21 protein-coding genes are annotated in these 24,271 nt (G+C 74.4%); 8 read left to right on the top strand and 13 right to left on the bottom strand.

Features of this window, described 5'->3' with window-relative positions:
• Positions 1 to 17: 17 nt before the first annotated feature.
• The 4 genes from E1258_RS08595 to E1258_RS08580 all read right to left on the bottom strand — a co-directional run bounded on the left by E1258_RS08595 (position 18) and on the right by E1258_RS08580 (position 3,992).
• Complete coding sequence (locus E1258_RS08595; protein ID WP_132398475.1) at positions 18 to 1,058, bottom strand: ABC transporter permease; 1,041 nt, start codon at positions 1,056 to 1,058, stop codon at positions 18 to 20.
• Entirely contained in the window at positions 1,051 to 2,592 is a 1,542-nt protein-coding gene (locus tag E1258_RS08590) for a sugar ABC transporter ATP-binding protein (protein WP_132398473.1), read from the bottom strand. Before E1258_RS08590 ends, E1258_RS08595 begins: the two co-directional genes overlap by 8 nt.
• Positions 2,589 to 3,659: a sugar ABC transporter substrate-binding protein gene (locus E1258_RS08585; RefSeq protein WP_132398471.1), complete on the bottom strand. Its 1,071-nt coding sequence runs from the start codon at positions 3,657 to 3,659 to the stop codon at positions 2,589 to 2,591. The genes E1258_RS08590 and E1258_RS08585 overlap by 4 nt, the downstream gene beginning before the upstream one ends.
• A 129-nt stretch (positions 3,660 to 3,788) precedes the next feature.
• Complete coding sequence (locus tag E1258_RS08580; RefSeq protein WP_132398469.1) at positions 3,789 to 3,992, bottom strand: twin-arginine translocation signal domain-containing protein; 204 nt, start codon at positions 3,990 to 3,992, stop codon at positions 3,789 to 3,791.
• Between the two features lie 446 nt (positions 3,993 to 4,438).
• Here E1258_RS08580 and E1258_RS08575 point away from each other — a divergent pair, with 446 nt between their 5' ends.
• Positions 4,439 to 5,215 (top strand): S-adenosyl-l-methionine hydroxide adenosyltransferase family protein, encoded by a 777-nt coding sequence (locus E1258_RS08575; protein ID WP_132398467.1) that lies wholly within the window; start codon positions 4,439 to 4,441, stop codon positions 5,213 to 5,215.
• A gap of 98 nt (positions 5,216 to 5,313) precedes the next feature.
• A complete protein-coding gene (locus E1258_RS08570; RefSeq protein ID WP_132398465.1) occupies positions 5,314 to 5,556 on the top strand; it encodes a CPCC family cysteine-rich protein in 243 nt (80 codons plus the stop codon).
• Between the two features lie 52 nt (positions 5,557 to 5,608).
• Here the strand turns inward: E1258_RS08570 and E1258_RS08565 are convergent, their stop codons facing one another.
• Positions 5,609 to 6,916 carry a hypothetical protein gene (locus E1258_RS08565; RefSeq protein WP_132398463.1) on the bottom strand — a complete coding sequence of 436 codons (1,308 nt, stop codon included), beginning with the start codon at positions 6,914 to 6,916 and terminating at the stop codon, positions 5,609 to 5,611.
• Positions 6,917 to 7,024: 108 nt separating this feature from the next.
• Here E1258_RS08565 and E1258_RS08560 point away from each other — a divergent pair, with 108 nt between their 5' ends.
• Both E1258_RS08560 and E1258_RS08555 read left to right on the top strand, forming a co-directional pair.
• Positions 7,025 to 7,846 (top strand): DNA-formamidopyrimidine glycosylase family protein, encoded by an 822-nt coding sequence (locus E1258_RS08560; protein ID WP_132398461.1) that lies wholly within the window; start codon positions 7,025 to 7,027, stop codon positions 7,844 to 7,846.
• Positions 7,847 to 8,019: 173 nt separating this feature from the next.
• Positions 8,020 to 11,691 carry a multicopper oxidase domain-containing protein gene (locus E1258_RS08555; protein ID WP_132398459.1) on the top strand — a complete coding sequence of 1,224 codons (3,672 nt, stop codon included), beginning with the start codon at positions 8,020 to 8,022 and terminating at the stop codon, positions 11,689 to 11,691.
• A 22-nt stretch (positions 11,692 to 11,713) separates the two neighbouring features.
• Here E1258_RS08555 and E1258_RS08550 read toward each other — a convergent pair whose 3' ends face one another.
• The 6 genes from E1258_RS08550 to rimO form a co-directional block, all read right to left on the bottom strand.
• Positions 11,714 to 12,526 (bottom strand): hypothetical protein, encoded by an 813-nt coding sequence (locus E1258_RS08550; RefSeq protein WP_132398457.1) that lies wholly within the window; start codon positions 12,524 to 12,526, stop codon positions 11,714 to 11,716.
• A 72-nt stretch (positions 12,527 to 12,598) separates the two neighbouring features.
• The gene (locus E1258_RS08545) at positions 12,599 to 13,474 is read right to left on the bottom strand and encodes a PspA/IM30 family protein (protein ID WP_132398455.1); all 876 of its coding nucleotides are present in this window, start codon (positions 13,472 to 13,474) and stop codon (positions 12,599 to 12,601) included.
• A gap of 207 nt (positions 13,475 to 13,681) precedes the next feature.
• Entirely contained in the window at positions 13,682 to 14,143 is a 462-nt protein-coding gene (locus tag E1258_RS08540; protein WP_007075322.1) for a helix-turn-helix domain-containing protein, read from the bottom strand.
• Positions 14,144 to 14,297: 154 nt separating this feature from the next.
• Positions 14,298 to 14,873 (bottom strand): CinA family protein, encoded by a 576-nt coding sequence (locus tag E1258_RS08535; RefSeq protein WP_132398453.1) that lies wholly within the window; start codon positions 14,871 to 14,873, stop codon positions 14,298 to 14,300.
• Positions 14,874 to 14,903: 30 nt separating this feature from the next.
• Positions 14,904 to 15,506, bottom strand: a complete 603-nt coding sequence (gene pgsA, locus E1258_RS08530; RefSeq protein ID WP_132398451.1) for a CDP-diacylglycerol--glycerol-3-phosphate 3-phosphatidyltransferase — start codon at positions 15,504 to 15,506, stop codon at positions 14,904 to 14,906.
• 86 nt (positions 15,507 to 15,592) lie between these two features.
• A complete protein-coding gene (rimO, locus tag E1258_RS08525) occupies positions 15,593 to 17,140 on the bottom strand; it encodes a 30S ribosomal protein S12 methylthiotransferase RimO (protein WP_243715285.1) in 1,548 nt (515 codons plus the stop codon).
• 50 nt (positions 17,141 to 17,190) lie between these two features.
• On the opposite strand from rimO, the gene E1258_RS08520 reads away from it, so the two are divergent.
• Both E1258_RS08520 and E1258_RS08515 read left to right on the top strand, forming a co-directional pair.
• Complete coding sequence (locus E1258_RS08520) at positions 17,191 to 17,505, top strand: multidrug efflux SMR transporter (protein WP_132398449.1); 315 nt, start codon at positions 17,191 to 17,193, stop codon at positions 17,503 to 17,505.
• A gap of 142 nt (positions 17,506 to 17,647) precedes the next feature.
• Positions 17,648 to 17,893: a hypothetical protein gene (locus tag E1258_RS08515; RefSeq protein WP_132398447.1), complete on the top strand. Its 246-nt coding sequence runs from the start codon at positions 17,648 to 17,650 to the stop codon at positions 17,891 to 17,893.
• 93 nt (positions 17,894 to 17,986) lie between these two features.
• Here the strand turns inward: E1258_RS08515 and E1258_RS08510 are convergent, their stop codons facing one another.
• Complete coding sequence (locus tag E1258_RS08510) at positions 17,987 to 20,455, bottom strand: DNA translocase FtsK (RefSeq protein ID WP_132398445.1); 2,469 nt, start codon at positions 20,453 to 20,455, stop codon at positions 17,987 to 17,989.
• Positions 20,456 to 20,568: 113 nt separating this feature from the next.
• Between E1258_RS08510 and E1258_RS08505 the strand changes: the two genes are divergently transcribed.
• Positions 20,569 to 21,048: a YbjN domain-containing protein gene (locus E1258_RS08505; RefSeq protein WP_132398443.1), complete on the top strand. Its 480-nt coding sequence runs from the start codon at positions 20,569 to 20,571 to the stop codon at positions 21,046 to 21,048.
• Positions 21,045 to 22,841 (top strand): YbjN domain-containing protein, encoded by a 1,797-nt coding sequence (locus E1258_RS08500; protein ID WP_207919475.1) that lies wholly within the window; start codon positions 21,045 to 21,047, stop codon positions 22,839 to 22,841. Before E1258_RS08505 ends, E1258_RS08500 begins: the two co-directional genes overlap by 4 nt.
• 85 nt (positions 22,842 to 22,926) lie before the next feature.
• Here the strand turns inward: E1258_RS08500 and E1258_RS08495 are convergent, their stop codons facing one another.
• Positions 22,927 to 24,129 carry a S1 family peptidase gene (locus tag E1258_RS08495; RefSeq protein WP_132398441.1) on the bottom strand — a complete coding sequence of 401 codons (1,203 nt, stop codon included), beginning with the start codon at positions 24,127 to 24,129 and terminating at the stop codon, positions 22,927 to 22,929.
• Between the last annotated feature and the right edge of the window lie 142 nt (positions 24,130 to 24,271).

Below are 24,271 nucleotides of genomic sequence, written 5' to 3'. Positions count from 1 at the left end.
CGGCGGGCCGGTCCGCCTCATGTCTGCGCCTTGCCCCCGGTGATGCGGGAGACCACCAGGGCCACCAGGATGACCGCGCCGTTGAGGAAGTTCGTCCACTGCGCGGGCACCCCGGCCAGGGTCAACACATTGATGATCATGAAGAGCAGTAGGACGCCGGTGAACGCGCCGAAGACGCTGCCCCTGCCGCCGTTGAGGCTGACGCCGCCGATCACCGCCGCCGCGAAGACCTGGAAGATGGCACCGCTGCCCTGAGCCGCCGGCACCGCCGCGAGCCGGCCGCTGATCAGCAGGCCGGCGAGGGCCGCGAGCACGCTGGCCACGGCGAGCGCGATCCACAGCACCCGGTCGGTGCGGATGCCCGCCGCGCGGGCGGCGTCGACGTTGCCGCCGATCGCGTAGAGCGCCCGGCCGGATCGGGTGTAGCCGAGCACCACGATCCCGGCGGCGAACAGCAGCAGCGACAACCAGATCGACGCCGGCACCCCGAACCAGGTCGCGGAGCCGAGATACGTCATCGACTCCGGCAGGGCGAAGAAGGTCTGCCCGCCGGAGATGCCGGTGAGCAGCCCACGCAGGATGATGAGCATGCCCAGCGTGACGATGAAGCCGTTGAGGCCGAACCGGACGATGAGCAGCCCGTTGAAGGCGCCGACGAGAGCACCGACGAGCAGGACGACCGGGACCGCCCAGGCGTCCGGTAGCGCGTCGAGACCGAGACCCCGGGTGAGCGCGGGGTCGACGACCAGCCAGGCCGCGATGCCGGGCGCGAGACCGAAGGTGGATTCCAGCGACAGGTCCATCTTGCCGGTGATCAGCACGATGGTCTGGGCTAGGACCAGGATGGCGATCTCCGACATGCTCTGCAACACGTTGATGATGTTGTCGGAGCTGAGGAAGACCGGGTTGACGATCGACCCGACGATCGCCACGGCGATGATCGCCGGCACCAGCGCGAGGTCACGCAGCCGGGCGATGGCCAGGCTCCGCGACGGCGACGACGGGGGCGACGGCGGCGGCGACGAGGACGCCGTGGCGGTGGACAGCGTCTCAGACATGGTGGAGATCCACCCCTTCCATGGCGGCTACCAGATCGTTGTCGCTCCAGCCGTGGGCCATCTCGCCGACGATCCGGCCCTGGAACATCACCAGCACGCGGTCACAGATCCGCAGGTCGTCCAGCTCGTCGGAGACCACGAGCACGGCGGTGCCGCGACGGCGCACGTCCTCGACGACACCGAGCAGGGTCTGCTTGGAGCGCACGTCGACACCGGCGGTCGGCGTGATGAGAACCAGCAGCTTCGGATCGCTGGCCAGCGCCCGGCCCATCACGACCTTCTGTTGGTTGCCCCCGGACAGGTCGGAGACCGGCACCTGCGGCCCGGACGCCTTGATCGCCAGGTCGGCGATGGTCCCCCGCGCCTGGGCGTCCCGCCGGGCCGACGAGATGAGACCGTACCGCCCGACACGGTCCGGCACGGTCATCGTGACGTTCTCCGCGATGGACAGCAACGGCACGAGGCCCTCCCGGTGCCGGTCCTGGGGCACCAGCCCGACTCCGGCGTCGAGGGCGTCGGGCACGCTGCCCGGACGCAGCACGCGGCCGTCGAGGGTGACGGTTCCGCCCGCCCGACGGGTCAGCCCGACGATCGCCTCGGCGACCTCTATCTTGCCGCTGCCGCCGCCACCCGCGATGCCGACGACCTCGCCCGCCCTGGCCTCCATCGACACCTGCGCGCCGGACGGGGTGACCAGGTCCCGCACCGACAGCAGCACCGGCGCGTCGGGCGGCAGGGGCGCATGGTCGGCCTCCGGCATCGTCACGTCCTCGCCGGTCATCGCGGCGACCAACTCCTGCCGGCTCAGCTGCGCCACCGGGGCGGTGACGATGTGCCGGGCGTCGCGGAAGACCGTCACCCGGTCGCAGAGCTCGTAGATCTCCTGGAGGTGGTGACTGATGAACAGGAACGTCACGCCGTGGGCCCGCAGGTCCCGGATCCGGGTGAACAGGCGGTTGATGCCTGCCGCGTCGAGCTGGGCGGTCGGCTCGTCGAGGATGATGAACCGGGCACCGAAGGACAGCGCCCGGGCGATCTCGACGAACTGCCGCTGCTCGACGGAGAGCGTCGAGGCGGGCTGACGTACGTCGACGTCGACCGACCAGGCCGCCAGCAACTGCTCTGCCGCACGCCGCAGGCGCGACCAGTGGATCAGCCCGCCCGGCCCCCGGGCGTGCCGGTTGAGGAACAGGTTCTCCGCCACCGTGAGGGTGGGGATGATCGTCGACTTCTGGTAGACGCACGCCACCCGCTGTCGCCAGGCGTCGCGGTCGGCCAGTGGCGGCGCCGGACGCCCGTCGAAGGCCACCGCGCCGTCATCGGCGGCCTGAAGGCCGGTGAGAATGCTGACCAAGGTCGACTTGCCGGCACCGTTGCGGCCTACCAGGGCGTGCGTCTCACCCCGGCGGACCACGATGCTCGCGTCGGACAGGGCGACCGTCGACCCGAATCGCTTGGTGATGCTCACCGCCTCGACGACGGGCCGGCCGTCGCCGGGCGGCCCGTCGGTCGGGCGGGGCGGGGCGGCACTCATGCGTTGTTGCCCCACAGCGACGCGTCGTCGAACTTCAGGGTGGGTTGCCCCGCGATCGGCGCGCCGTCCAGCGTCACCAGCGGTGCCGGAAGCTGGTCTTCGAGCAGGCCGTCGCGCACCTGGATGATGGTGCTGCCGTGCGTGGTCGGGCCGGGCTGGAACGTCTTGCCCTCGATCGCCGCCTGCACGTACTCCAGCCCGTACTTGGCGTACAGGTCGGCCGGCTGGCTGACGGTGGCGTCGATCAGGCCATTACCGATGTTCTTCAGCTCCTCCGGGATGCCGTCGTTGGAGACGACGAAGACGTGCTTGGGATCGGTCGGCGGCACCTGGAGCCCTCGCTGCTTGAGGATCTGGAGGGTGCCCGACAGCGCGAACGAGGACTGCATGTAGATGCCCTTGATGTCCGGGTCCGACGCGAAGCGGGTCTGCAACTTCGACGCCGCCACGTCCGCCTTCCAGTCGGTGGCCTCACCGAACACGGTGACCCCGGGAAACTCCTTGCGCATGCATTCGTTGAACGCCTCGGTGCGGTCGCGGCCGTTGATCGAGTCCAGGCCGCCCTGGAGCATGACGACCTTGCCCCGGCCGCCCAGCTTGGTGCCCAGGAACTGGCACGCCTTGATGCCGTAGGCGCGGTTGTCGGCGCGCACGACCATGAACACCTTGCCGGTGTCCGGCCGGGTGTCGATGGTGACCACCGGGATCTTCTTGCTGTCGAGCTGGGACAGTGTCGGCGCGATGGCGGCGGTGTCCTGCGGGGCCATCACCACGCCCTTCACGCCCTGGCTCATGAAGGTCTGCGCGTTGGAGATGAGGTTCGCGATGTCGTTCTGCGAGTTGGTGGCCTTGAGTTCGACGCCCAGTTCGCCCGCGTACTGCGGCACGTACTTGATGTACGAGTTCCAGAAGTCCGTGTCGGAGCGGGGATAGTCCACCCCGACGAGTGGTTTGCCGCCGCCCGAGCCGGTCTGGTCGCCCGCGTTGTCGCCGCAGCCGGCGGTGACGGTAGCCGTCGCACTGAGCAGCAGGGTCAGCCCCGCGCTCAGCAGAATTCTCCGGTTCATTGTGGTTCCTCCATATCCGGGGCGTCCCCCGATGTCGGCATCGCCGCAACCCCCGCGGATCGCGGCGACCCATACGTCGGACGGAGACTGCGAGGATCGGACGGCCGCGATGGTCCACAGCAGGGTGGGTTAGGTGAGGCCGAATTCGACGTCCTGGAACGACTCCGCCGCCGGATGCTGGCCGACCGACGCCCAGGTCTGCGAGTAGTTGCTCGGATCGGGGATGACCGCGTGAGCGGGAAGCGCGCGGATCCACCCACTGTCGGCGGCTGCGACGCCGCCCGCGCCGAGGCCGGCCAGCAGCGAACGACGGGTGAGAGGGGGGTGGGACATGGGAATCCCTCCGTACCAGGGGGTGACATGGCGGCATCCACGCGACTTAGACATCAGACGTTAAAGGTTTCCAGCGCGTAACGTCAATGGCTGGAAGTCCGGTCGAACCCGAGATCAACGCCGCCGACGAGCCGCAGACACCTCGCCGAACATCGGATACATCACATGTATGCGCGTCTCGGCAACCCGGGGCGCGCGAGCCGCCACCGAGACTCGACAGGCGGATCACCCCACGGCCGGGCGGCTGCGCGAACGCTAACATCGACAATACTGACATTGCCAGAGCGTTTCGCAGGTTCCTGACGGCCGGCGAGAGGACCGCGATCTGTCGCGTCAGGCGGTCGCGGCCGGCTCGGCGGGCCTGCCGCTCGCCTTCACCCTGGCCGGACCGGTCGGCAGGACGAGCCACACGGCAAGGCAGCGGAGCGAGCACGAGGGGGAACCCGATGGCGTGGATCTCGTTGACCACCGACTACGGTCTAACCGACGGTTTCGTGGCCGCCTGCCACGGGGTGATCGCGCGGATCGCGCCAGCCGCCCGGGTGATCGACGTGACCCACCTCGTCCCGCCGGCCGACGTGCGGCGGGGCGCGGCCGTGCTCGCCCAGACGGTGCCGTACCTGCCGGCAGGGGTACACGTCGCGGTGGTCGACCCGGGGGTGGGCACCCGCCGACGCGGAGTCGCCCTGGCCACGCCGGGCGGGACGCTGGTCGGGCCGGACAACGGCCTGCTGCCCGACGCCGCCGTCGCGCTCGGCGGAGTGACGGCCGCCGTGGAGCTGACCAACCCCGGGTGGCTGGCCCCGCAGGTGTCGCGCACCTTCCACGGCCGGGACGTGTTCGCCCCGGTGGCCGCCCGGTTGGCGCTGGGCGCGCCGCTGGCCGACGCCGGGCCGACAGTCGACCCGGCCACCCTGGTCCGGCTGCCCGAGCCGGTGGTCCGCGCAGAACCGGGCGGGTTCGCCGCCGAGGTGCTGACGGTGGACCACTTCGGCAACGTGCAGCTCGCCGCGCCGGGCGACCGGCTCGCCCCGCTTCCGGCGCGGCTGCGGGTGGCCGGGCGGGCGGCGGCGCACGGGCGTACGTTCGGCGACGCCCCGCCCGGCGCGCTGGTGGTGTACGTCGACTCGGCCGGTCTGGTCGCCGCCGCCGTGAACGGCGGCCGGGCGGCTGACGTGCTGGGCGTCGGCGCGGGCGACCTGGTGGCCGTCACCGCCGGCTGAGCGGCGGGTGGACCTGCGGCGGACCCCGGCTGGGCAGAAGGTGAAATCGGCCCACCATCGGCGTGATGCCGGGTCCTCGGTTGTGGAATGCTCTCCCGGTGGGTGTTCAGTGGGTTCCTTCGGCATGTCCATGTTGCGCCTCGCGGACCGGGGGCGGCACCTGCCCGGTCTGCTTCTGGACCGATGACGGTCAGAACGACGCCGACGCCGACGTGGTGCGCGGCGGGCCCAACGGCGAGTTGAGCCTGACCCTCGCCCGGCTCAACTTCGCCGTCTACGGCGCCAGTCACCCCCGCTACCAGGACATGGTGCGCCCGGCCCGCCCGGAGGAGCGTCCCTGAACCCGCCACGCGGCACCGGCCCGGGGTCGCCCGGGCCGGTGCCGCGCGCCGGTCAGCAGGGCGGCACGCTTCCGCCGTACACCGCCGAGACGTACGCGTAGCTGATGTACTGCCCGGCGGCGAGGCGCTGCCACCGGTTCGTGGTGCGGAACGGGCCGCTGACGGTCTGTCCCGTGACGTAGCACTGGACCGGCACGTTGGCGTACCGGGCGGCCAGGCCACGGGCGGCGTAGCCCGTCCCGGGGCCGGAGCGGACGTTGAGCGGCCCGTCGCCGACGACGGCGCGTGTCCCGGTGCCGGTCCACAGGTAGGTTACGTCGACCCAGGCGTTGGTGCTGAGCTGGAGGCCGTCCCAGAAGGTGCCGTCGGCGAGGTCGATGCCGGCCGGGTTGAGCACGGTGCGGCCGAACTGGTCCCGCCCGCCGTTGTAGCCGTGCTGGTACGCCGCCTGCGCCTCGGGCAGGCCCTGGGGAAGGTCCTTCCAGTTCTCGCGGACGGCGCTCAGGTTCCAGTAGTCGTCCCGGGTGTTCCACGGTCCCACGTCCCAGACCGGCGCGTACTCGCACCGGCTGCCGCTGGTGGTGCAGACCCGGACGGTGTAGTCGCCGGTGTCCGGTGGGGCGAGCGAGCGCCGCGAGGGCAGGGCCGCGAAGTGGTCCCGGGGCTGGACGACGTGCCCGTTGGCGGTGGTCTCGCCGACCAGGCCGATCCGGGTGGCGAAGACCCGGTAGGTGAGCCCCGGCGTGGCGGCGGCGACGGCGAGCCGGTCGGCGGTGAGCCGGACGCCGCGTACCGCCGGGGTGACGGCGGGGGTGCGGGCGGTGAGCTGCACCCGGGCCTGGACCCGGGTGACCGGCCGGTCGAAGACGGCGGCCGGGACGGCCGGCCGCCACTCGGTCCAGCCGGCGGCCCCCCGGCCGCGCACCTGGACCTCGACCGCGCCGCCCCGGTCGGTTTCCGCGACGACCTCGGCGCGGACCCGGGTGGCGGGCCTGACCAGGTCGTGCGCCCGGCTGAGGTACGTGCCCTCGGCGAGCGCGGGATGCCGGTCGAGTGCCGCCGAGGTGACGGCGCGCGGTGCCCGGTCGGCGAGCCGGAGCCGGCCGCCGGTGAAGCGGACGTTCACGTCGTCGGCGTCGACGGCGGAGAGGTCGGGGCTCCACCGCTGCGCCACCGGACCGGTTGAACCGACCAGGTCGGCCGGGGTGGCAGCGGACGGCACGGCCACGGCCCGGGCCATCGGCGACGGCACGGAAGCGCCGGCAGGCGCGGGGGCGAAGGGGGACACGAGGGCGACGGTCAGGGCGGCGAGGGTGCCGTTGAGGACGGTTGGACGGACGGTGCGTCGGGCATTTCGCATGCATTTCTCCTCAGAACTCCTCGATAGTGCAGCCAGCGGAGATTGATGGGAATAGCAGCACAAATGGCGATACATGCGAGTTCCGCTCGGGGGAGGGAGAATGGCGGGATGCCCGAAGGCGACACCGTCTGGAATACCGCCCGCGTCCTGGGGCGGGCGCTCGGCGGGGCCCGGCTGACCGCCTCGGACTTCCGGGTGCCCCGGCTGGCCGGCACCGACCTGGCCGGCTGGACGGTGCGCGAGTCGGCGAGCCGGGGCAAGCATCTGTTGCTGCGGCTCGCCGCGCCCGCGCCGGTCGGCTCGGGCGGGGTCACCGGCTGGACGCTGCACTCGCACCTGCGGATGGACGGGGCGTGGCGGGCGTACGCGCCGGGGGAACGCTGGACGGCCCGGCCCGCACACCTGATCCGGGCGGTGCTGCGCGCCCCCGACGCGGTCGCCGTGGGCTACCACCTGCACGAGCTGGCGCTGGTGCCGACCGCCGAGGAAGGCGCGCTGGTGGGACACCTCGGGCCGGACCTGCTCGGCGCGGACTGGAACCCGACCGAGGCGGTCCGCCGGCTCGCCGCCCATCCCGAGGCGACAATCGGCGAGGCACTGCTCGACCAGCGCAACCTGGCCGGGGTGGGCAACCTCTACAAGTGCGAGGTGCTGTTCCTGCGCGGCGTGTCGCCGTGGACCCCGGTGGGCGCGGTGCCCGACCTGTCCGGCACGGTGGCGCTCGCCCAGCGGCTGCTGGCGGCCAACCGGGGGCGGTGGACCCAGAGCACCACCGGGTCGCTACGCCGGGGCGAGACGAGCTACGTGTACGGCCGGCGGGCCCAGCCGTGCCGGCGTTGCGGCACCGCGATCCGCAAACGGGAGCTGGGCGAGCGGGTCACCTACTGGTGCCCGGCCTGCCAGCCCGAGCCGCCCGCATCCGCGCCCTGACCTGCGCCGACACCCGTCCCAGCGTCCGGGACGCCCCCAGATACGGGACGAATGGGTAGTTCCGCACCAGACTCCCGACGTCGCATGCTGCGGTTGAGTACTCACCGAGCGTCAACGGGTGCGCGCGGTCGTCCCGAGGGGGTGGCGGTCGCCGCGCCACGATCCGGGGAGACATGGTGCTGTTCCGCAGACTGCGCTCCAGCTTCACCGACCGGCCCGCACGTACCGGCGCGGAACCGGGGCCGACCGTGCCGTCGGCCCGGACCGCCGAGGCGACCGACGCCGACGCGACCGAAACCGCCCCGGCCAGCCTCGACCCGGCCGCCGTCCCGCGCTGCTTCGGCGCGGTGCCCAACTTCGCCGCCAGCCCGCTGCCGGTGCCAAACGGGCGCGGCGGGTTCGTCCCCGGCACCGGCCTGCGCAAGTTCGTTGACGCCCTGCCCCGCCCCGGCGAGGGGGGCCGCACCGAGCTGGGCGGGTGGCTGCCGGTGGCGATCCCGGACACGATCACCTGGCCGGGCTGCGACTACTACGAGATCGGCCTCCAGGAGTACACGCAGCGGCTGCACCGCGACCTGCCCGCCACCCGGCTGCGCGGCTACCGGCAGCTCAACCTCGGCACCGACGGCTCCGGGCATAACACGGTCGTTCCGCCCGACCGGCCGTACCTGTGCGGGCCGGTGATCGTCGCCCGGCGCGGCCGGCCGGTGCGGATCAAGTTCGTCAACCAGCTACCCACCGGCCGGGCCGGCGAGCTGTTCCTGCCCGTGGACGCGACCGTCGCCGGGGCCGGCGCGGGCCCGCTGGGCGGGCCGGCACCGTATCCGCAGAACCGGGCGGTGCTGCACCTGTACGGCGGGCAGACCGGCTGGATCAGCGCCGGCAACCCGTGGCAGTGGGTGACGCCGGCCGGGGAGATCACTCCGTACCCGACGGGGGTGGGGTTGACCCACGTGCCGGACATGCCGCCGCCCGGCCCCGGGGCGACCACCCTGTACTACCCGAACGAGCAGAGCGGCCGGTTGATGTGGCTGCACGACAACACCCTCGGCCTGTCCCGGCTCACCGTCTGCTCCGGGCAGCTCGCCCTCTACCTGCTCACCGACCCGGCCGAGGAGGACCTCGTCGCCGACGGGGTGCTCCCCGCCGAGCAGCTCCCGCTGGTGATCACCGACCGCACGTTCGTGCCGGACGACACGCAGCTCGCCGGCCAGGACCCGACCTGGGACCGGGACCGCTGGGGAGCCCGGGGCAGCCTGTGGCACCCGCACGTCTACCAGCCCCGGCAGCACCCGTACCGGCCGTCCGGGACGAACCCGACCGGCCGCTGGGACTACGGCCCGTGGACGCGTCCCACGCCGGCGGGCGGCCCGGCCGGCGCTAGGCCGGGCGGGTCGGGGCCCGACGACCGGCCACCGGTGCCCGAGGGCGGGCCCGTGCCGAACCCGCACCACGACCCCGTCGCCGATCCCGACGAGCCACCACTGGCCCCGGGCGTGCCGCACCCGTCGGCGGTGCCCGAGGCGTACGGGGACACCCCGCTGGTCAACGGCGTCGCGTACCCGCACCTGACGGTCGCGCCGAAGGCGTACCGGTTCCGGATCCTCAACGCCTGCGCGGACCGCGCCCTCAACCTCCAGCTCTACCGGGCCCGCTCCGACGGCCCGATGTGGGGCCCGGACGGCGGGCTGCTCGACGCCGACGCGGGCGAGGTGCCGATGGTGGAGGCCGCCCGCGCCCCCGGCCGCCCGCCGCACTGGCCCGTGGACGGCCGCGAGGGCGGGGTGCCCGACCCGGCAGCCGCCGGGCCGGCGCTGATCCAGGTCGGCAACGAGTGCGGCCTGCTCCCGGCCCCGGCGGTGCTGCCGAACCGGCCGGTCGGCTACCGGTACGACCGGCAGGACCCGACGGTGCTCAACGTGGACGGGCACGCCCTGCTGCTCGCCCCCGGGGAACGGGCCGACGTGGTCGTCGACTTCTCTGCCGTCCCGCCCGGGGCCAACCTGATCCTGTACAACGACTGCCCGGCCCCGCTGCCCCGCTTCGACCCCCGCTACGACCACCACACCGGGGCACCGGACCGCACCGGCGTCGGCGGCGGGCCCGCGCCGCTGCCCGGGTACGGGCCGAACACCCGCACCCTGTTGCAGTTCCGGGTGGCCGGCGAGCCGGCCGAGCCGTACGACCTCCACCGGCTGGCCGAGCGGCTGCCCGGGGCGTACGCGGCCAGCCAGCGCCCGCCGATCGTGCCCCAGCCGGCGTACGACCGCGCGTTCGGCACCCGGACGGCCCGGGACACGGTGGTGCCGGCGCACGCCATCACGGTCACCTTCACCCCGGCCGGGTCCGCCGCGCCGGTGACCCTCCCGCTGACCGTGAAGGCGGTGCAGCACGTCTTCGAGCCCGCGCACGGGCGGGTGACCGGCCGGCTGGGGGTGGCCCACCCGCACGCCGGGCCGCTGGGCTCGGCCACCCTGCCGCTGGGCCCGGCCGACCCGGCCACCGAAACCCTGGTGATCGCCGACCCGACGGTGCAGGTCGGCACGCCCGCCGACGGCACCCAGCTCTGGCGGATCAGCGGCAACGCGCCGCACACGCACCCGGTGCACGTCGGCGGCTGCGACGTGCAGGTGGTCAACCGGGTGGGCTGGGGCGGCGCGATCCGCCAGCCCGAGCCGAACGAGCTGGGCTGGAAGGAGACCATCCGGGTCAACCCCCGCGAGGACGTGATCGTGGCGCTGCGGCCGGTGGCCCCCGCCCTGCCGTTCAAGATCGGCGACAGCGTGCGGCTGCTCGACCCGACCCGGCCGGCGGGCGCGCGGATCGACTCGACGGCGGTGAGCCCGGTGGACGGGCGGCCGGCGTCGGTGGTCAACCAGCTCGTCAACATGGGGTGGGAGTACCGCTGGCACAGCCAGCTCGCCGGCCACCGGGACCAGGGCATGAGCCGACCGCTGGTGCTGCGGGTCGCCCCGCTGGCCCCGACCGGGCTGACCGCCACGCCGGTGCCCGGCTCGGCGACCGTCCTGCCGGCGATCGCGCTGACCTGGACCGGCAACGGCGGCCGGCCGCCGGCCAGCAGCCATTTGCTCCAGCGGGCCACCGACGTCGCGTTCACCGAGGGGCTCACCGCGATCACCGTGGCCGCCGCCGCGACCCGGTACACCGACGCGACCGTCACTCCCGGGGTCACCTACCACTACCGCATCCGGGCGGAGAACGAGGTGAGCTGCTCGGCCTGGTCCAACGGGGTGCCGGCGTCGGTGCGCATCGCCGCGCCCGCCGGGCTGGTCGCGGCGATCCCGCCGGCCGCCCCGCTGCGGGTGGCGCTGCGCTGGGCGAACCGCTCCTTCGCCACCGGCGTCGACGTGCAGCGGGCCACCAACCCGACGTTCACCAGCGGCCCGGCCACCACGGCGATCGGCGTGCAGGAGCAGCACGTGGACGACGTGGTGGCCCCGGACACCACGTACTACTACCGGGTGCGCACGACGTACCTCGGGGTCGCGTCGCCGTGGTCGACGGTCGCCGCCGTCACCAGCCCGCCCCGGCCGGTTCCACCCACGGACCTGGCCGCCGTCGCGAGCGCGCCCGGACCGGACACCGCGACGGTGACCCTGACCTGGGCGGCAGGCCCGCCGGGCGGGCCGGGGGCCGGGTTCCTGGTGCAGCGTGCGGTCGACCCGGCGTTCGAGCGGGAGGTGGCCGCGTTCACGGTGCACGGGCAGGAGTTCGTCAACACCGGCCTGGCCCGGGGCGGGACCTACCACTACCGGGTGCGGGCCGGCAACGTGGTCGGCAGCTCCCCGTTCACCCCGGCAATCGCCGTGACCACTCCCGACTGAGGCCGCGACCTGCCCGGCGCGGTCAGCGAGTGGGGGCGCGCAGCGGGTCGCCGACGGTGCGCAGCTCGGCCAGCGCCGACGCCACGCCGTGCAGCAGGTCCGTCGCCTCGGTGAGCCGGGACGCGGCGGCCTGCTCGCCGCCGGCCCGGCCGCCGAGGTGACCGGCGTCCGACCGGGCGTCCTCGGCCAGGTAGCCGGCGGCGGCCACCACCAACCGCTCGTACGCGGCCACCCCGCTTTCCAGTTGGGCGGCCAGCTCACCGTGGGCGTCGGCGAGGGGGGCGCGGGCATCGGCGGGGGCGAGCCGCAGGGCCCGCTCGACGCTGGCCACCCGTGCGGCCAGCTCGCGCAGCGAACGGTCGGCGGCGGCGGCCTCGGACACGGCCGGCTCGGCCAGGCCGGTCAGCCGGCCGGCCATCCCGCCGAGCGTGAGCGCGGCCCGGTCCAGCCGGGCCCACGGCCGGGCCACGCTGGTGCCGCGCAGGGCCAACCGGGACCGGACACGGCGCACCTCCGCCAGCACCCCCTGCCCGGCGGGGAGCCGCTCGACGGCGGCGGCGATCCGGGCCCGGGACCGGGCGGCGGCCTCGGCCGGGTCGAGGGCCGGGGGCGCGGGGCGCGCCGCGAGGGCACGCAGGTCGATCCAGCGCCAGGCGGCCAGCGCCACCGCGCTGCCGGCCGCGCCGGCCCAGGCCGCGTCGGGCAGCCCGAGCCCGGCGTACGGGGTCAGCACGGCCGCCGCCCCGGTCAGCCCGCCGCCCAGCACGCTCCACCGGCGGGCGGACCGCCGCAACCTGCGGAGCTGGCGGAAGTACCGTGCTCGCTCGTCTGCCACCCGTGCCTCCTCGTTCCGGCCGCCGGGTCGGGCAGTGCCGGGCCGCCCGGCCGACGGTTGCTGGTGCGCCGCTTAGCCGGCGGCGCTGCTGTCCCCGGTGCCGCGTTCCTGGCCCATGCTGGCGCGGAGCTGGTCGAGCCGGGCCGCGGCGGCCGGGTCGACGGCCGGCGCGGCCTGCCCTTGCTGCTGCCCCACGGCCGGGCGGTCCTGCCGGCCGGCGAGCTGCTCGCCGGCCATGCTGGCCCGGATCTGCTCCAGCCGGGACGACCCGGCCGAGTCCAGCGACGCCTTCTGGATCTCCAGCATCCGGCCCTCGACGGAGTTGCCGGCCAGCTCGGCCCGGCCCATGGCGGTGGCGTAGCGCTGCTCGATGCGGTCCCGCACCGCGTCCAGCGAGGGGGTGCTGCCGGAGGCGGTGAGGGACGACATCGACTCCAGCGAGCGGGCCACGCTCTCCTGCATCTTGGCCTGTTCGAGCTGGCTGAGCAGCTTCGTGCGCTCGGCCAGCTTCTGCTGGAGGATCATCGAGTTGTTCTCCACCGCCCGGCGGGCCTGCGCGGCGGCGCCGAGCGCCTGGTCGTGCAGGGTCTTCAGGTCCTCGGTGGCCTGCTCGGCGGAGACGAGCTGGGTGGCGAGCACCTGGGCGGTCTGCTCGTACTTGCCGGCCTCCGCCTCGTCGCCCCGGGCCCGGGCCTGGTCGGCGAGGACCAGGGCCTGCCGGGCGTTGCCCTGGAGCCGCTCGACCTCGGACATCTGGCGGGACAGCTTCATCTCCAGCTGCCGCTGGTTGCCGATCACCGCCGCCGCCTGCTGGACCAGCGCCTGGTGCTGGCGCTGCGCCTCCTCGATCGCCTGCTGGATCTGCACCTTGGGGTCGGCGTGCTCGTCGATTCGGGCACCGAAGAGCGCCATCAGGTATTTCCAGCCCTTGACGAACGGGTTCGCCATCTCCGCGGTATCCCCTCAGTAGAGTCGCGCCGCCCCTGCCACGCCGGGCGGTCCGGGCGGTGATCGTGCGGCGGCGACCCCCATCGTCGCAGCCCAGCGCCAGCCCGGCATTCGTACGTCACCGGTGGCACGCCACCGTCTGATCAACAGTACGCGGCGCGGGAAACCCCGACCACGTGCTCGGGCGACTGCGCGGGGCGGGTGAGATCAGGCGGCGCAGACGACGTCACGGTCGCGCTCGGCGGGACGCACCCGCGTGCGCAGGGTCGCCTTGAGCGGCGAATCCTGGTGCACGGCCACCGACACCGGGCCGCCGGAGGTGACCTGCCGGACCCCCCGGCCGGTGGACTTGCGGACCGAGGCGCGGGCCACTGGGGACGACTCCACCGGCTCGGCCGGCTCGTCCTGCACGGGCACGAGCACCCCGGGAAGCTGCTCGGCGAGCGCCACCGTGTCGCTGACCTCACGGAGCAGCTCGGAGAGGCGGGCGCCGAGGGCGTCGCAGATGGCTGCCAGCAACTCGCTGGAGGGCTCCTTCTGGCCGCGCTCGATCTCGGACAGGTAGCCCAGGCTGACGTTCGCCGCGGAGGAGACCTCGCGCAGGGTGCGGTGCTGCCCCTGCCGGCGCGCCCGCAGTGCGTCACCGATCACCCGGCGTAGCAGGACCATCCCACCTCCCCTGACGGGTCTCACCCTCCGCCGCCCCGTCGCGCCGGGCGCGGCACACCGCCCCGGCGCCGACGCCGCGTCGGAGCCTTCCCGCAACCGTACCCGTTGCCGGCCCCGGTGACATCCCACCCCGCCCCTCCATCTGGCCACGGGCTCAGCGACGAGGTGCGCCGGCGGGCTCGGTGTCGCCGTCGCCGGCTTCCGGCGCGCCCGAGGCGGTGCCCGGGGCCGCCGCGTCGATCCGCTCCACGAGCAGCCGCAACGCCTCGATCACGGCGGCGGACCGGATGTGGTCGCGCCCGCCGTCGAGGTCGAGCCGGCGCACCTCGACGCCGGCCGGCCCGGCGACCGCGACGTAGACCAGCCCGACAGGCTTGCCGTCCTGCGGCTTGGGCCCGGCCACGCCCGTGGTGGCCAGGCCCCAGTCCGCGCCGCAGCGCCGCCGGGCGCCCTCGGCCAGCGCGCGGGCCACGTCCGGGTCGACGGGGCCGCGCTCGGCCAGCAGATCCTCCGGTACGCCGGCCAGCGCCGACTTCAGCTCGGTGGCGTAGACGACCAGGCCGCCCCGGTAGACGCCGCTGACCCCGGCGATCTCCACGATCGAGGCGGAGAGCAGCCCGCCGGTGAGCGACTCGACGGTGGCCAGCGTCTCGTGCCGCTCGGCGAGGCGGTGCACCGCCCCGGCGGCCGGGCTGCCGGCCGGCCGGTGCCCGTTCGCATCAGTTCCCACGGATACGTCCCTTTCCCCGTGCCGGCCGCTCTACGCGTCCCCGCGCGCGGGGCGGCGCAGGCGCAGCGCCTGGGCGACGTAGTCGAAGCCGGTGACCACCGTGACGCCGACGGCGACGGCCATCAGCCAGGGGCCCACGGCGGCGAGCGCGGCCGGCATGGGCCACAGGTACCAGGTGATGGCCAGGATCTGGAGCGCAGTCTTGATCTTGCCGCCCCGGCTGGCCGCGATGACGCCGTGCCGGATCACCCAGAACCGTAGCGCCGTGATGCCCAACTCCCGGACCAGGATCATCACGGTCACCCACCAGGGCAGCAGATCGTACCAGGACAGCAGCAGCAGGGCCGCGCCGGTGAGCGCCTTGTCGGCGATCGGGTCGGCCACCTTGCCGACCGAGGTGACCAGGCCGAACCGGCGGGCGATCCAGCCGTCCACCAGGTCGGTGACCGAGGCGAGGGCGAAGATCAGGCAGGCCGCGATCCGCCAGCCGGCATGGGTCGTACCGGAGGCGACCACCGAGAACGCGAAGACCGGCACCAGCACCAGCCGCAGCAGGGTCAGCGCGTTGGCCGCGTTGAGCACCGGCACCCGGGCGACCACCGGCGACGGCGTCGACTCCGCCGCTGGAGTCACCGGCGTCACCGGCACGCCCCGCTCGGGCCGCCGTGGCGGACCTGGCACCGCACCACGTGGCTTCCCTGCCTCCTCAGAACCCGCCGTCACCGTGCCGCGCCGGGCGCCGCGGAGACCATCTCGTCCGGGACGGCGATCAGATCCACCCCTTCGGTGGCGGTCACCGTCGCGCGCACGAGATCGCCGGGGCGCAGCGCCGCCAGGTCCACCCCGCCGTCGGCCGGGGCGACCAGGGTGGTGGAGCCGTCCACCTCGGGAGCCTGGTGCGCCGCCCGGCCCTCGACCACGCCGTCGTCGACCGAGTCGACCAGCACCTCGACCGTGGAGCCGAGCCGCTCCTCGGCGCGCTGCGAGCACAGCTCGTCGGCGAGGGCGCTGAGTCGGTCGTACCGGCGCTTGATCGTCGCGGCGGAGACCTTGCCGGGCAGGCCGGCCGCCTCGGTGCCGTCCTCGTCGCTGTAGTCGAACACGCCGATCGCGTCGAGCCGGGCCGCCGAGAGGAACCGGACCAACTCCTCGACGTCGCCCCGGGTCTCGCCGGGGAAACCGACGATGAAGTTGCTCCGCGCGCCGGCCTGCGGGGCCAGGGCGCGGGCGGCGGCCAGCAGCTCCAGAAACCGTTCGGTGGAGCCGAAACGGCGCATCCGGCGCAGCACCGGCTCGCTGGAGTGCTGGAACGACAGGTCGAAGTACGCCGCGACGCCCGGTGTGGTGGCGATCGCCTCGACCAGGCCCGGGCGGGTCTCGGCGGGTTGCAGGTAACTCGCCCGGACCCGGACGATCCCGTCGATCGCGGCGAGCTGCGGCAGCAGCTTCTCCAGCGCCCGGGGGTCGCCCAGGTCCTTGCCGTACGACGTGGAGTTCTCGCTGACCAGCACCAGCTCCCGGACCCCCGTCTTGGCCAGCCACTCCGCCTCGGCGAGCAGCTCGTCCGGCGTACGCGAGACGAAGGCGCCGCGGAAGGCGGGGATGGCGCAGAACGCGCAGCGGCGGTCGCAGCCGCTGGCGAGCTTGAGCGACGCGACCGGGCCGGTGTCGAGCCGGCGGCGCAGCACCTGCCGCAGGTGGGCCGGGGTGTGCTCGTCGGTCTGCACGGCGGCCCGGGAGGTGCCGTGGCCGGGCAGCGAGACGGCGCTGTCACGCCGCGCGACCGGGGTCAGCGGCAGCAGCTCGCGCCGGTCGCGCGGGGTGTGCGCGTCGAGCGCCTCGCCAGCGACGACGGCGTCGAGCCGGGCGGCGATGTCGGGGTAGTCGTCGAAGCTCAGCACGGCCTGGGCCTCGGGCAGGCTCTCGGCCAACTCCCGGCCGTACCGCTCGGCCATGCAGCCGGCGGCGACCACCTTCGCGCCGGTGTCGGCGGCGGCGAGCAGCGTCTGGATCGAGTCCCGCTTGGCCTTCTCCACGAAGCCGCAGGTGTTGACGACCACCACGTCGGCCCCCTCACCGTCGGTGGTGACTTGCCAACCGTCGGCGTGCAGCCGGGCGGCCAGCTCCTCCGAGTCGACCTCGTTACGGGCGCAGCCCAGTGTCAGCAGGGCAACGCGGCGAACGGCGGGAGACGACAGCCCCAGGTCACGGCGCGGCACCGAAGGCGGCGAACTGGGGGCGTCGGAAGAGGAGGCGGCAGACACCATCCGAGGGTACCGGGGGCGGTGCTACGGTCGCCGCGCGGAGGTGACACCAGATGGCCTGGATCGTCCTGGTGGTGTCCGGGCTCCTGGAGACGGTGTGGGCGGTCGCCCTCGAACGCAGCGCCGGCTTCACCCGCCCCCTCCCCTCGGTCGTCTTCGCGGTGTCCCTGCTGCTCAGCATGGCCGGCCTGGCGTACGCGCTGCGCGAGATCCCGGTCGGCACCGGCTACGCGGTCTGGGTGGGCATCGGCGCGGTCGGCACCGCGCTGGTCGGCATGCTGGCGCTGCACGAGCCGGCGAACCTGCCCCGGATCGTCTGCCTGCTGCTGGTCGTCGCCGGGGTGGTCGGCCTCAAGGTCTTTCACTGACCGACCTGTGCGCCGCCGACGGCTGTCCCGACGGCCGCCCGCCGCCCCGACACGCGGGCGGTATCGGCCCGCACGCGTAGTTTTCGGCCCCGCTGGGTAGTGACCGGTCGACGGAAGAACCAGGCTCACCACGGAGGACGTCATGGCCGACACGCACACCACCACCCGCCCGCGCACCAACGCCGCCCGGATCTGCACGATCGTCGCGTTCGTGTTCGCGGCCCTCGCGGTCTTCGTGTCACCGCTGGTCTTCGGCCTGCTCGGTGTGATCCTCGGCGTCGTCGGCGCGGTCCTGGGCGACAAGCCGCTCGGCTGGTACGCCGCCGCCGCCAGCGTGGCCGGCGCCGTGCTCGGCATGATCCTCAGCGCGGTGATCCTGAACGCCTGAGCCAGCCCACCCGCGACCGCAGGGGCCCGCCGGATCGGCGGGCCCCTCGCCGTCGCCGCCGCATCGACCGGCCCGCGCCGGGCAGGGCGTGCGCTAGTCGTTCGCGCCGCCCAGGCCGGCGAGGACCTCTGCCAGCTCGTCCGGCTTGACCAGCACGTCGCGGGCCTTCGAACCCTCGGACGGGCCCACCACGCCCCGGGTTTCCATGAGGTCCATCAGCCGGCCCGCCTTGGCGAAGCCGACCCTCAGCTTGCGCTGGAGCATCGACGTCGAGCCGAACTGCGAGGTGACCACCAGCTCGACCGCCTGCACCAACAGGTCCAGGTCGTCGCCGATTTCCTCGTCGATCTTCTTCTTGCTGTCCTGCGCCGGGGCCAGCACGTCCGGCCGGAACTCCGGCTCGCGCTGGTCCTTGCAGAACTTCACCACGTCGGCGATCTCGCGCTCGGTGACCCAGGCCCCCTGGATCCGGATCGGCTTCGACGCGCCCATCGGCAGGAAGAGGCCGTCGCCGCGCCCCAGCAGCTTCTCCGCGCCCGGTTGGTCGAGGATGACCCGCGAGTCGGCCAGCGACGAGGTGGCGAACGCCAGCCGGGACGGCACGTTGGCCTTGATCAGGCCGGTGACCACGTCCACGCTGGGCCGTTGGGTGGCGAGGACCAGGTGGATGCCGGCGGCCCGGGCGAGCTGCGTGATCCGCACGACCGAGTCCTCCACGTCGCGCGGCGCGACCATCATCAGGTCGGCCAGCTCGTCCACGATCACCAGCAGGTACGGGTACGGCCGCATTTCCCGCTCGCTGCCCGGCGGGGCCTTGATCTCCCCGGTGCGCACCTTGCGGTTGAAGTCGTCGATGTGCCGGACCCCGTTCGCGGCGAGGTCGTCGTAGCGCATGTCCATCTCGCGGACGACCCAATCCAGCGAGTCGGCCGCCTTCTTCGCGTTGGTCACAATCGGGGTGACCAGGTGCGGGATGCCCTCGTAGCCGGTCATCTCGACCCGCTTCGGGTCGATCAGCAGCAGGCGCACCTCGTCCGGGGTGGCCCGGGTGAGGATCGACACGAGCAGGCTGTTCAGGCATGACGACTTGCCAGCACCGGTGGCGCCCGCGATCAGAATGTGGGGCATCTTCGCGAGATTGGCCACCACGAAGCCGCCCTCGATGTCCTTGCCGAGCGCGACCACCATCGGGTGGTGGTCGCTGGTGGCGGCGCGGGAGCGCAGCACGTCGCCGAGCGCCACGTTCTCCGGGTCGGTGTTCGGGATCTCCACGCCGACGGCGCTCTTGCCCGGGATCGGGCTGAGAATGCGCACGTCCGGGGACTTCACCGCGTACGCGATGTTGCGGGAGAGCTGGGTGATCCGCTCGACCTTCACGCCCGGGCCCAGCTCCACCTCGTACCGGGTGACCGTCGGACCCCGGGTGAAGCCGGTGACCTCGGCGTCCACACCGAACTGGTCGAACACGCCGGTGAGCGCGGCGATCACCTCGTCGTTGGCCTTGCTGCGGGTCTTCGGCGCGGCACCGCCGCTGAGCAGGTTGGCCGGGGGCAGTGTGTAGTCGCCGGACAGACCGGTGAGCGCTAGCTGCTCGGCCCGGGTGGGCGGTGGCGAGTGCTCCGGCGGCTCGACCGGCTTGCGGGTGGCGGGCACCTTCGCCGGGGGCTTGCGGGGCAGCACCACCGTTTCCTGGAGGTCGGCGCCCTCGACCGCCTCCCCGTCGAAGTCGTCCGGGTCGGGCAGCGGAGGCGCGGCGCGCTTGGCCGGGCGGCGGCGGGCCGGCTTCCTCTCGCCGGCCTCCGCCTCGCCCTCTTCGGCTGCCGGCGGCGGGCCCACCACCGCGCCGGCGAGCAGCCCCAACCGCTCCGGGATCTTGTTGATCGGCGTGGCGGTAACCACCAGCAGGCCGAAGACGAGCAGCAGGATCAGCAGCGGCACCGCCACCCAGGCCGTCACCGCGGTTTCCAGCACGTCGCCGACGCCCGCGCCGATCAGGCCGCCCGCGTAGTCACGCTGCACCGAGTCCACCGGGTTCTGTCCGATGTGCAGCATCGCCGCGGTGGCGACCAGCATGGACCCCCAGCCGACGAGGCCCCGACCCCGGTGCTCCGGGTCGGCCGGCGTGCGCATGAGCCGCCACGCGCCGATCGACAGCAGCACCGGCACGACGATCGAGATGGCGCCGAGGAAGAGCCGCACGGTGTCCGCGAGCCGGGCCCCCACCGGACCGGCCCCGGAGAACCAGAGGGCCACCGCGCTGAGCAGGGCCAGACCGAGCAGCAGCAGGCCGGCACCGTCGCGACGGTGCTCGGGGTCGAGGTCGCGGGCCGAGGCGGCCTGCCGGCCGGCGGCCCGCACCGCCCAGCCGACGCCGTTGGCGAGCCCCATCCACACCGCGCCGATCGCCCGACCGACGTGGACGGCCAGGCCGGGCCGGGCGGCGGTGCGCCGCCGGGGCGCCGCCCTGGTGGTCTTCTTCGCCGGCTGACGGGCACGACTGTTCGTGGTGCCGCGCGGCGACGCGCCGCGTCGCCGGCTCGCCTGAGAGGTACGGCCCGCCATAGAGTCACCGTAACGGCGGGACCCGGCGGATCGCCGCTTTTCCGGGTCGTGTCCGCGCGTCGCAGCACGGGCGACGCCGCCTGTTGTGTTATTCGCCTCAGAAGGGATGCCCGATGGCGTCGCCCGAGATCGAGGACGGCCCGGACGGCCCCCTGGCCGGGCATCCCGGGGCGCTGCGGCCGTTGACCGACGAGCTGATCGCCGCCGTGCTGCGCCACCGGGGTGTCACCGTCGTGGCGGATCCGGTGGGCCGGCTGGTCGGCCGCTGGGACGACGGTCTCATCTGGTTCCTGCGGATCGGCGCGGCCGGCGAGATCCTCCAGGTCCGCACCATAGCCGCGCCGACCTTCCCCATCGAGTACGTGCCGACCCTGCACGCCTTCTGCAACGCCTGGAACCACGACCGGTACTGGCCCAAGGCGTTCGTGCATGTGGACGACGACGGGCGGGCCCTCGTCTGCGGCGAGGTGATCGCCGACCTGGAGCGCGGGGTGACCCCGCACCAGCTCGACCAGTTGCTCGACTGTGGCATCTCGACCGGCTGCCAGCTCGCCGCCGCCGCCGGGCAGCTCGCGGGCGGGGCGCGGCCGTGACCGGCGAGCCCGGGCAGCCGCGCCGGTGGGACGACCGGCTGGCCGGCCGGTGGGACGACCGCCGGATGGGCCGGGCCCGGGGGCCGGCGCGCGCCGACCGCGGCCCGGCCGAGGCGCTGGCCGCCGCCGGCGACCTGCCCGACGGGGAGGAACGCGCCGCCGAGCTGGAACGGATCGCCTCGGCCGCCGACGCGGCCGGCGACCTGTCCGTCGGGCTGGATGCCCGGTTCGCGCTGATCGACCTGTACCTGCGGCGGGGCGAGCGGTGGCGGCTGTTCGAGCCGGTACGCCGCTGCCGGGAACTCCTCGACGCCGCGCCCGAGCCGGCCGGCAAGCGGGCCGCCGAGCTGCGCCGCTACCAGCGCTTTGCGGTGGAGGCCGGGTTCGCCACCCCCCGGGTCGGGCTGGGCCAGGCCCGCGCGGCGCTGGACGACCTGGCCCGTACCGCGCCCGACGACCTGGCCCGTACCGCGCCCGACGGCACAGCCGGCGACGCGCCGGTCACCGGCCTGGTGGCCGAGCTGCGCTGCCGCCTTGCCGACCACCTCGGCGACGAGCAGGCGGCCCGGCGCTGGTACGACCGCTGGCGCACCGCCCCCGCCGACCCGGCCGCCGGCTGTCCGGGCTGCGCCCCGTCGCGTCGGGCCGACCTGCTGGCCGGCTGGGGCGAGTGGGCGGCGGCGCTGGCGGAGCTGCGTCCGGTCCTCGACGGCCCGTCGGCGGCGGCCCCCGCCGACCGTGCGGCCGGGACCGGGGCCGAGGCGGCGACCGGGGCCGAGGCGGCGACCGGGGCGTACTGCACCGACCAGCCCGAGCGGGCGCTGGCCGGGGCGTTGCTGCCGCTGCTGCGCGCCGGCGAGCCCGTGCGGGCGGGCCGGGCGCACGTCGTCGCGTACCGGCGGCACCGGCGGGAACGGACGGCCTTCCCGTACCTCGCCGCGCACCTGCGGTTCTGCGCGCTGGGCGGGCACCTGGACCGGGGGCTGGACATCCTCGCCGAGCAGCTGCCCCGGCTGGACCGTCCGTCCGACGACCTGGCCGCGATGGAGTTCGCCGCCGTTGGGGCGCTGCTGTGCGCCCTGGCCGTCGAGGCGGGGCGGGGGGACCGACGGATGCCCGGCCCCGCCGGCGACGACATCGACGTGGCCCGGCTAGGCGGGCTGCTCGCCGAGCTGGCGACCGGGCTCGCCGGGAGCTTCGACGCCCGCAACGGCACCGGGCACCAGTCCGGACGGATCGCCGCCCTGCTGGCCGAACGGCCGGTCGCCGACCCGGTCCCGCTGCCCACCGACGAGGCGGACGACGACGGCGAGCCCGACGGCGGCGACGACGGTGAGGGCGGCGACGGCCCGGTGGGGCGGGAGGTTGGGCGGGAGCTGGCCGAAAACGAGTTGGGGGCGCTGACCGTGGCCATGGTCACGGCGGCCCTGGACCGGCGCGGCGACGCCTGGACGATGCGCGGTCCGGCGGTAACCGGGCGGTGGGGGCCGGCGGTGATCGAGTTCCGCCAGGCCGGCGAGCGGGGCGAGATCCTGCACGCCCGGGTGCTGGCCACCCGGCGGCTCCCGGCGGGACGTCGCGCCGAGGCGTACGCGTTCTGCAACGCCTGGAACCACGACCGGCTGCTGCCGAAGGCGTACGCGCACGACGACGGGAGCGGGGAGCTGGTGCTGGCCGGCGACGTGACCACCGACCTGGCCCACGGGGTGGCCCCGGCGCAGCTCGACGTGCTGGTCACCGCGACCGTCGCCACCGGCGTCACGTACGCGGAGGCGGTCGCGGCGCTGCCCTGACCGGCCCGACCCGACCCGGTGCTGTCCCGGCCCACCCGATGACCTCTCGACCGGCCCGGGGTTGCCGGGCCGGTCGGGGCCGGGCTCAGCGCCGCAGGCGGCGACCGCCCTGGGTGCCGTCGGCGGTGAGCAGGGTCAGGCCGTTGACCCGGAGGATCTCGTTGACCGGCTGGAAGAAGGTGACTCCGCCGACCGTGCAGTCGCCCGCGCCGCCCGAGGTGACCCCCTGCGCCTGGTCACCGGAGATCCACGACCCGCCGGAGTCGCCCGGCTCGGCGCAGACGTTGGTCTGGGTCAGGCCCGTGACGGTGCCCTCGGGGTAGTTGACCGTCGCGTTCTTCGCCTGGATCACCCCGCAGAACGCCCCGGTGGTGGAGCCGGAGCGGCAGATCGATGCCCCGACCGGTGCCTCCCGGGAGCCGTTCACCGGCACCGCGCCGCCGTTGAAGTCGTTCACCACGGGCTGCGGCTGGAAGTCGCCGGTGACCCGAACGACGCCCCAGTCGTCGCGGGGGAAGGACGACGCGGCGAAGACGCCCTGCGGGGAGCCGTCCAGGCCGCTGGAGCGGTCCCCAACCTGGCCGCAGTGCCCGGCGGTGACGAAGCCGCCGACCACGGCGAAGCCGACCGAGCAGCGGGAGTTGCCGTTGATCAGGAAGGCGTCGCCGCCCTGAAGGTCGGCGAGCAGCCGGGGGGCCCGCGTCGAGCTGACCACCCGGACCGTCGACGCCGGGAGCCCGCTGGCCGCCGCGAACCGGCGACCGGCCGTTTCCTGGCCCGCCCGGGCCACCACCACGACGGAGTTGGTGGGCGGGTCGACGTACCAGCCGGTGATGGCCCGGCCAGCCGCGCCGCCGGACCGGTCGAGCCGGGCCTTCATGGTGTCCAGCTCCGCCACCCCCCGGGCGACCTGCTTCGGCACCGCGCCGGCCGCGCGTACGGCGGCGGCCCGGCCCGGGTCGGCGACCGCGACGGTGAGCGTACGGCCGTCGGCGCCCAGCCAGCTACCGCCGTAGTCCTCGCCCAGCTCGGCCCGGAGCTTCTCGACCGTGCCGGCGGCCCAGCTCTCGGTCTTGAGGCGCTGCACCGCCTGCTCGCGGGTCAGCGACAGGTCCCGGCTCATCGCATCCACGACCTTCTGGTCCACCCCGGCCGGGGCGGTGGCCCGCCCGGAGTCCCCGGCCGGCGGCGCGGCGCCCTCCCCGGCGAACGACGGCAGGGCCACGGCCGCCGCCGCTCCCGCCGCCGCCACGAGTACGCCGATGGCTGTCATCCGTCTGCGGTCCATCCGCCACGCTCCTCCCGGCCGGCGCGGGTACGCCTGCCGCGACGGAGTACGGGGCGGACCGCCGGACGGTTGAACGATCGACCCGGAACAATTTTTTTAGTTCCGGTTGAACCGCGCGGCGTCGGCGCCCGTACCCCAGGCC

This window comes from Micromonospora sp. KC207 (assembly GCF_004348615.1).
Lineage (GTDB): Bacteria > Actinomycetota > Actinomycetes > Mycobacteriales > Micromonosporaceae > Micromonospora.
Note: the sequence above shows the minus strand (reverse complement) of the source record. Positions and strands in the feature narration are given on the sequence as shown.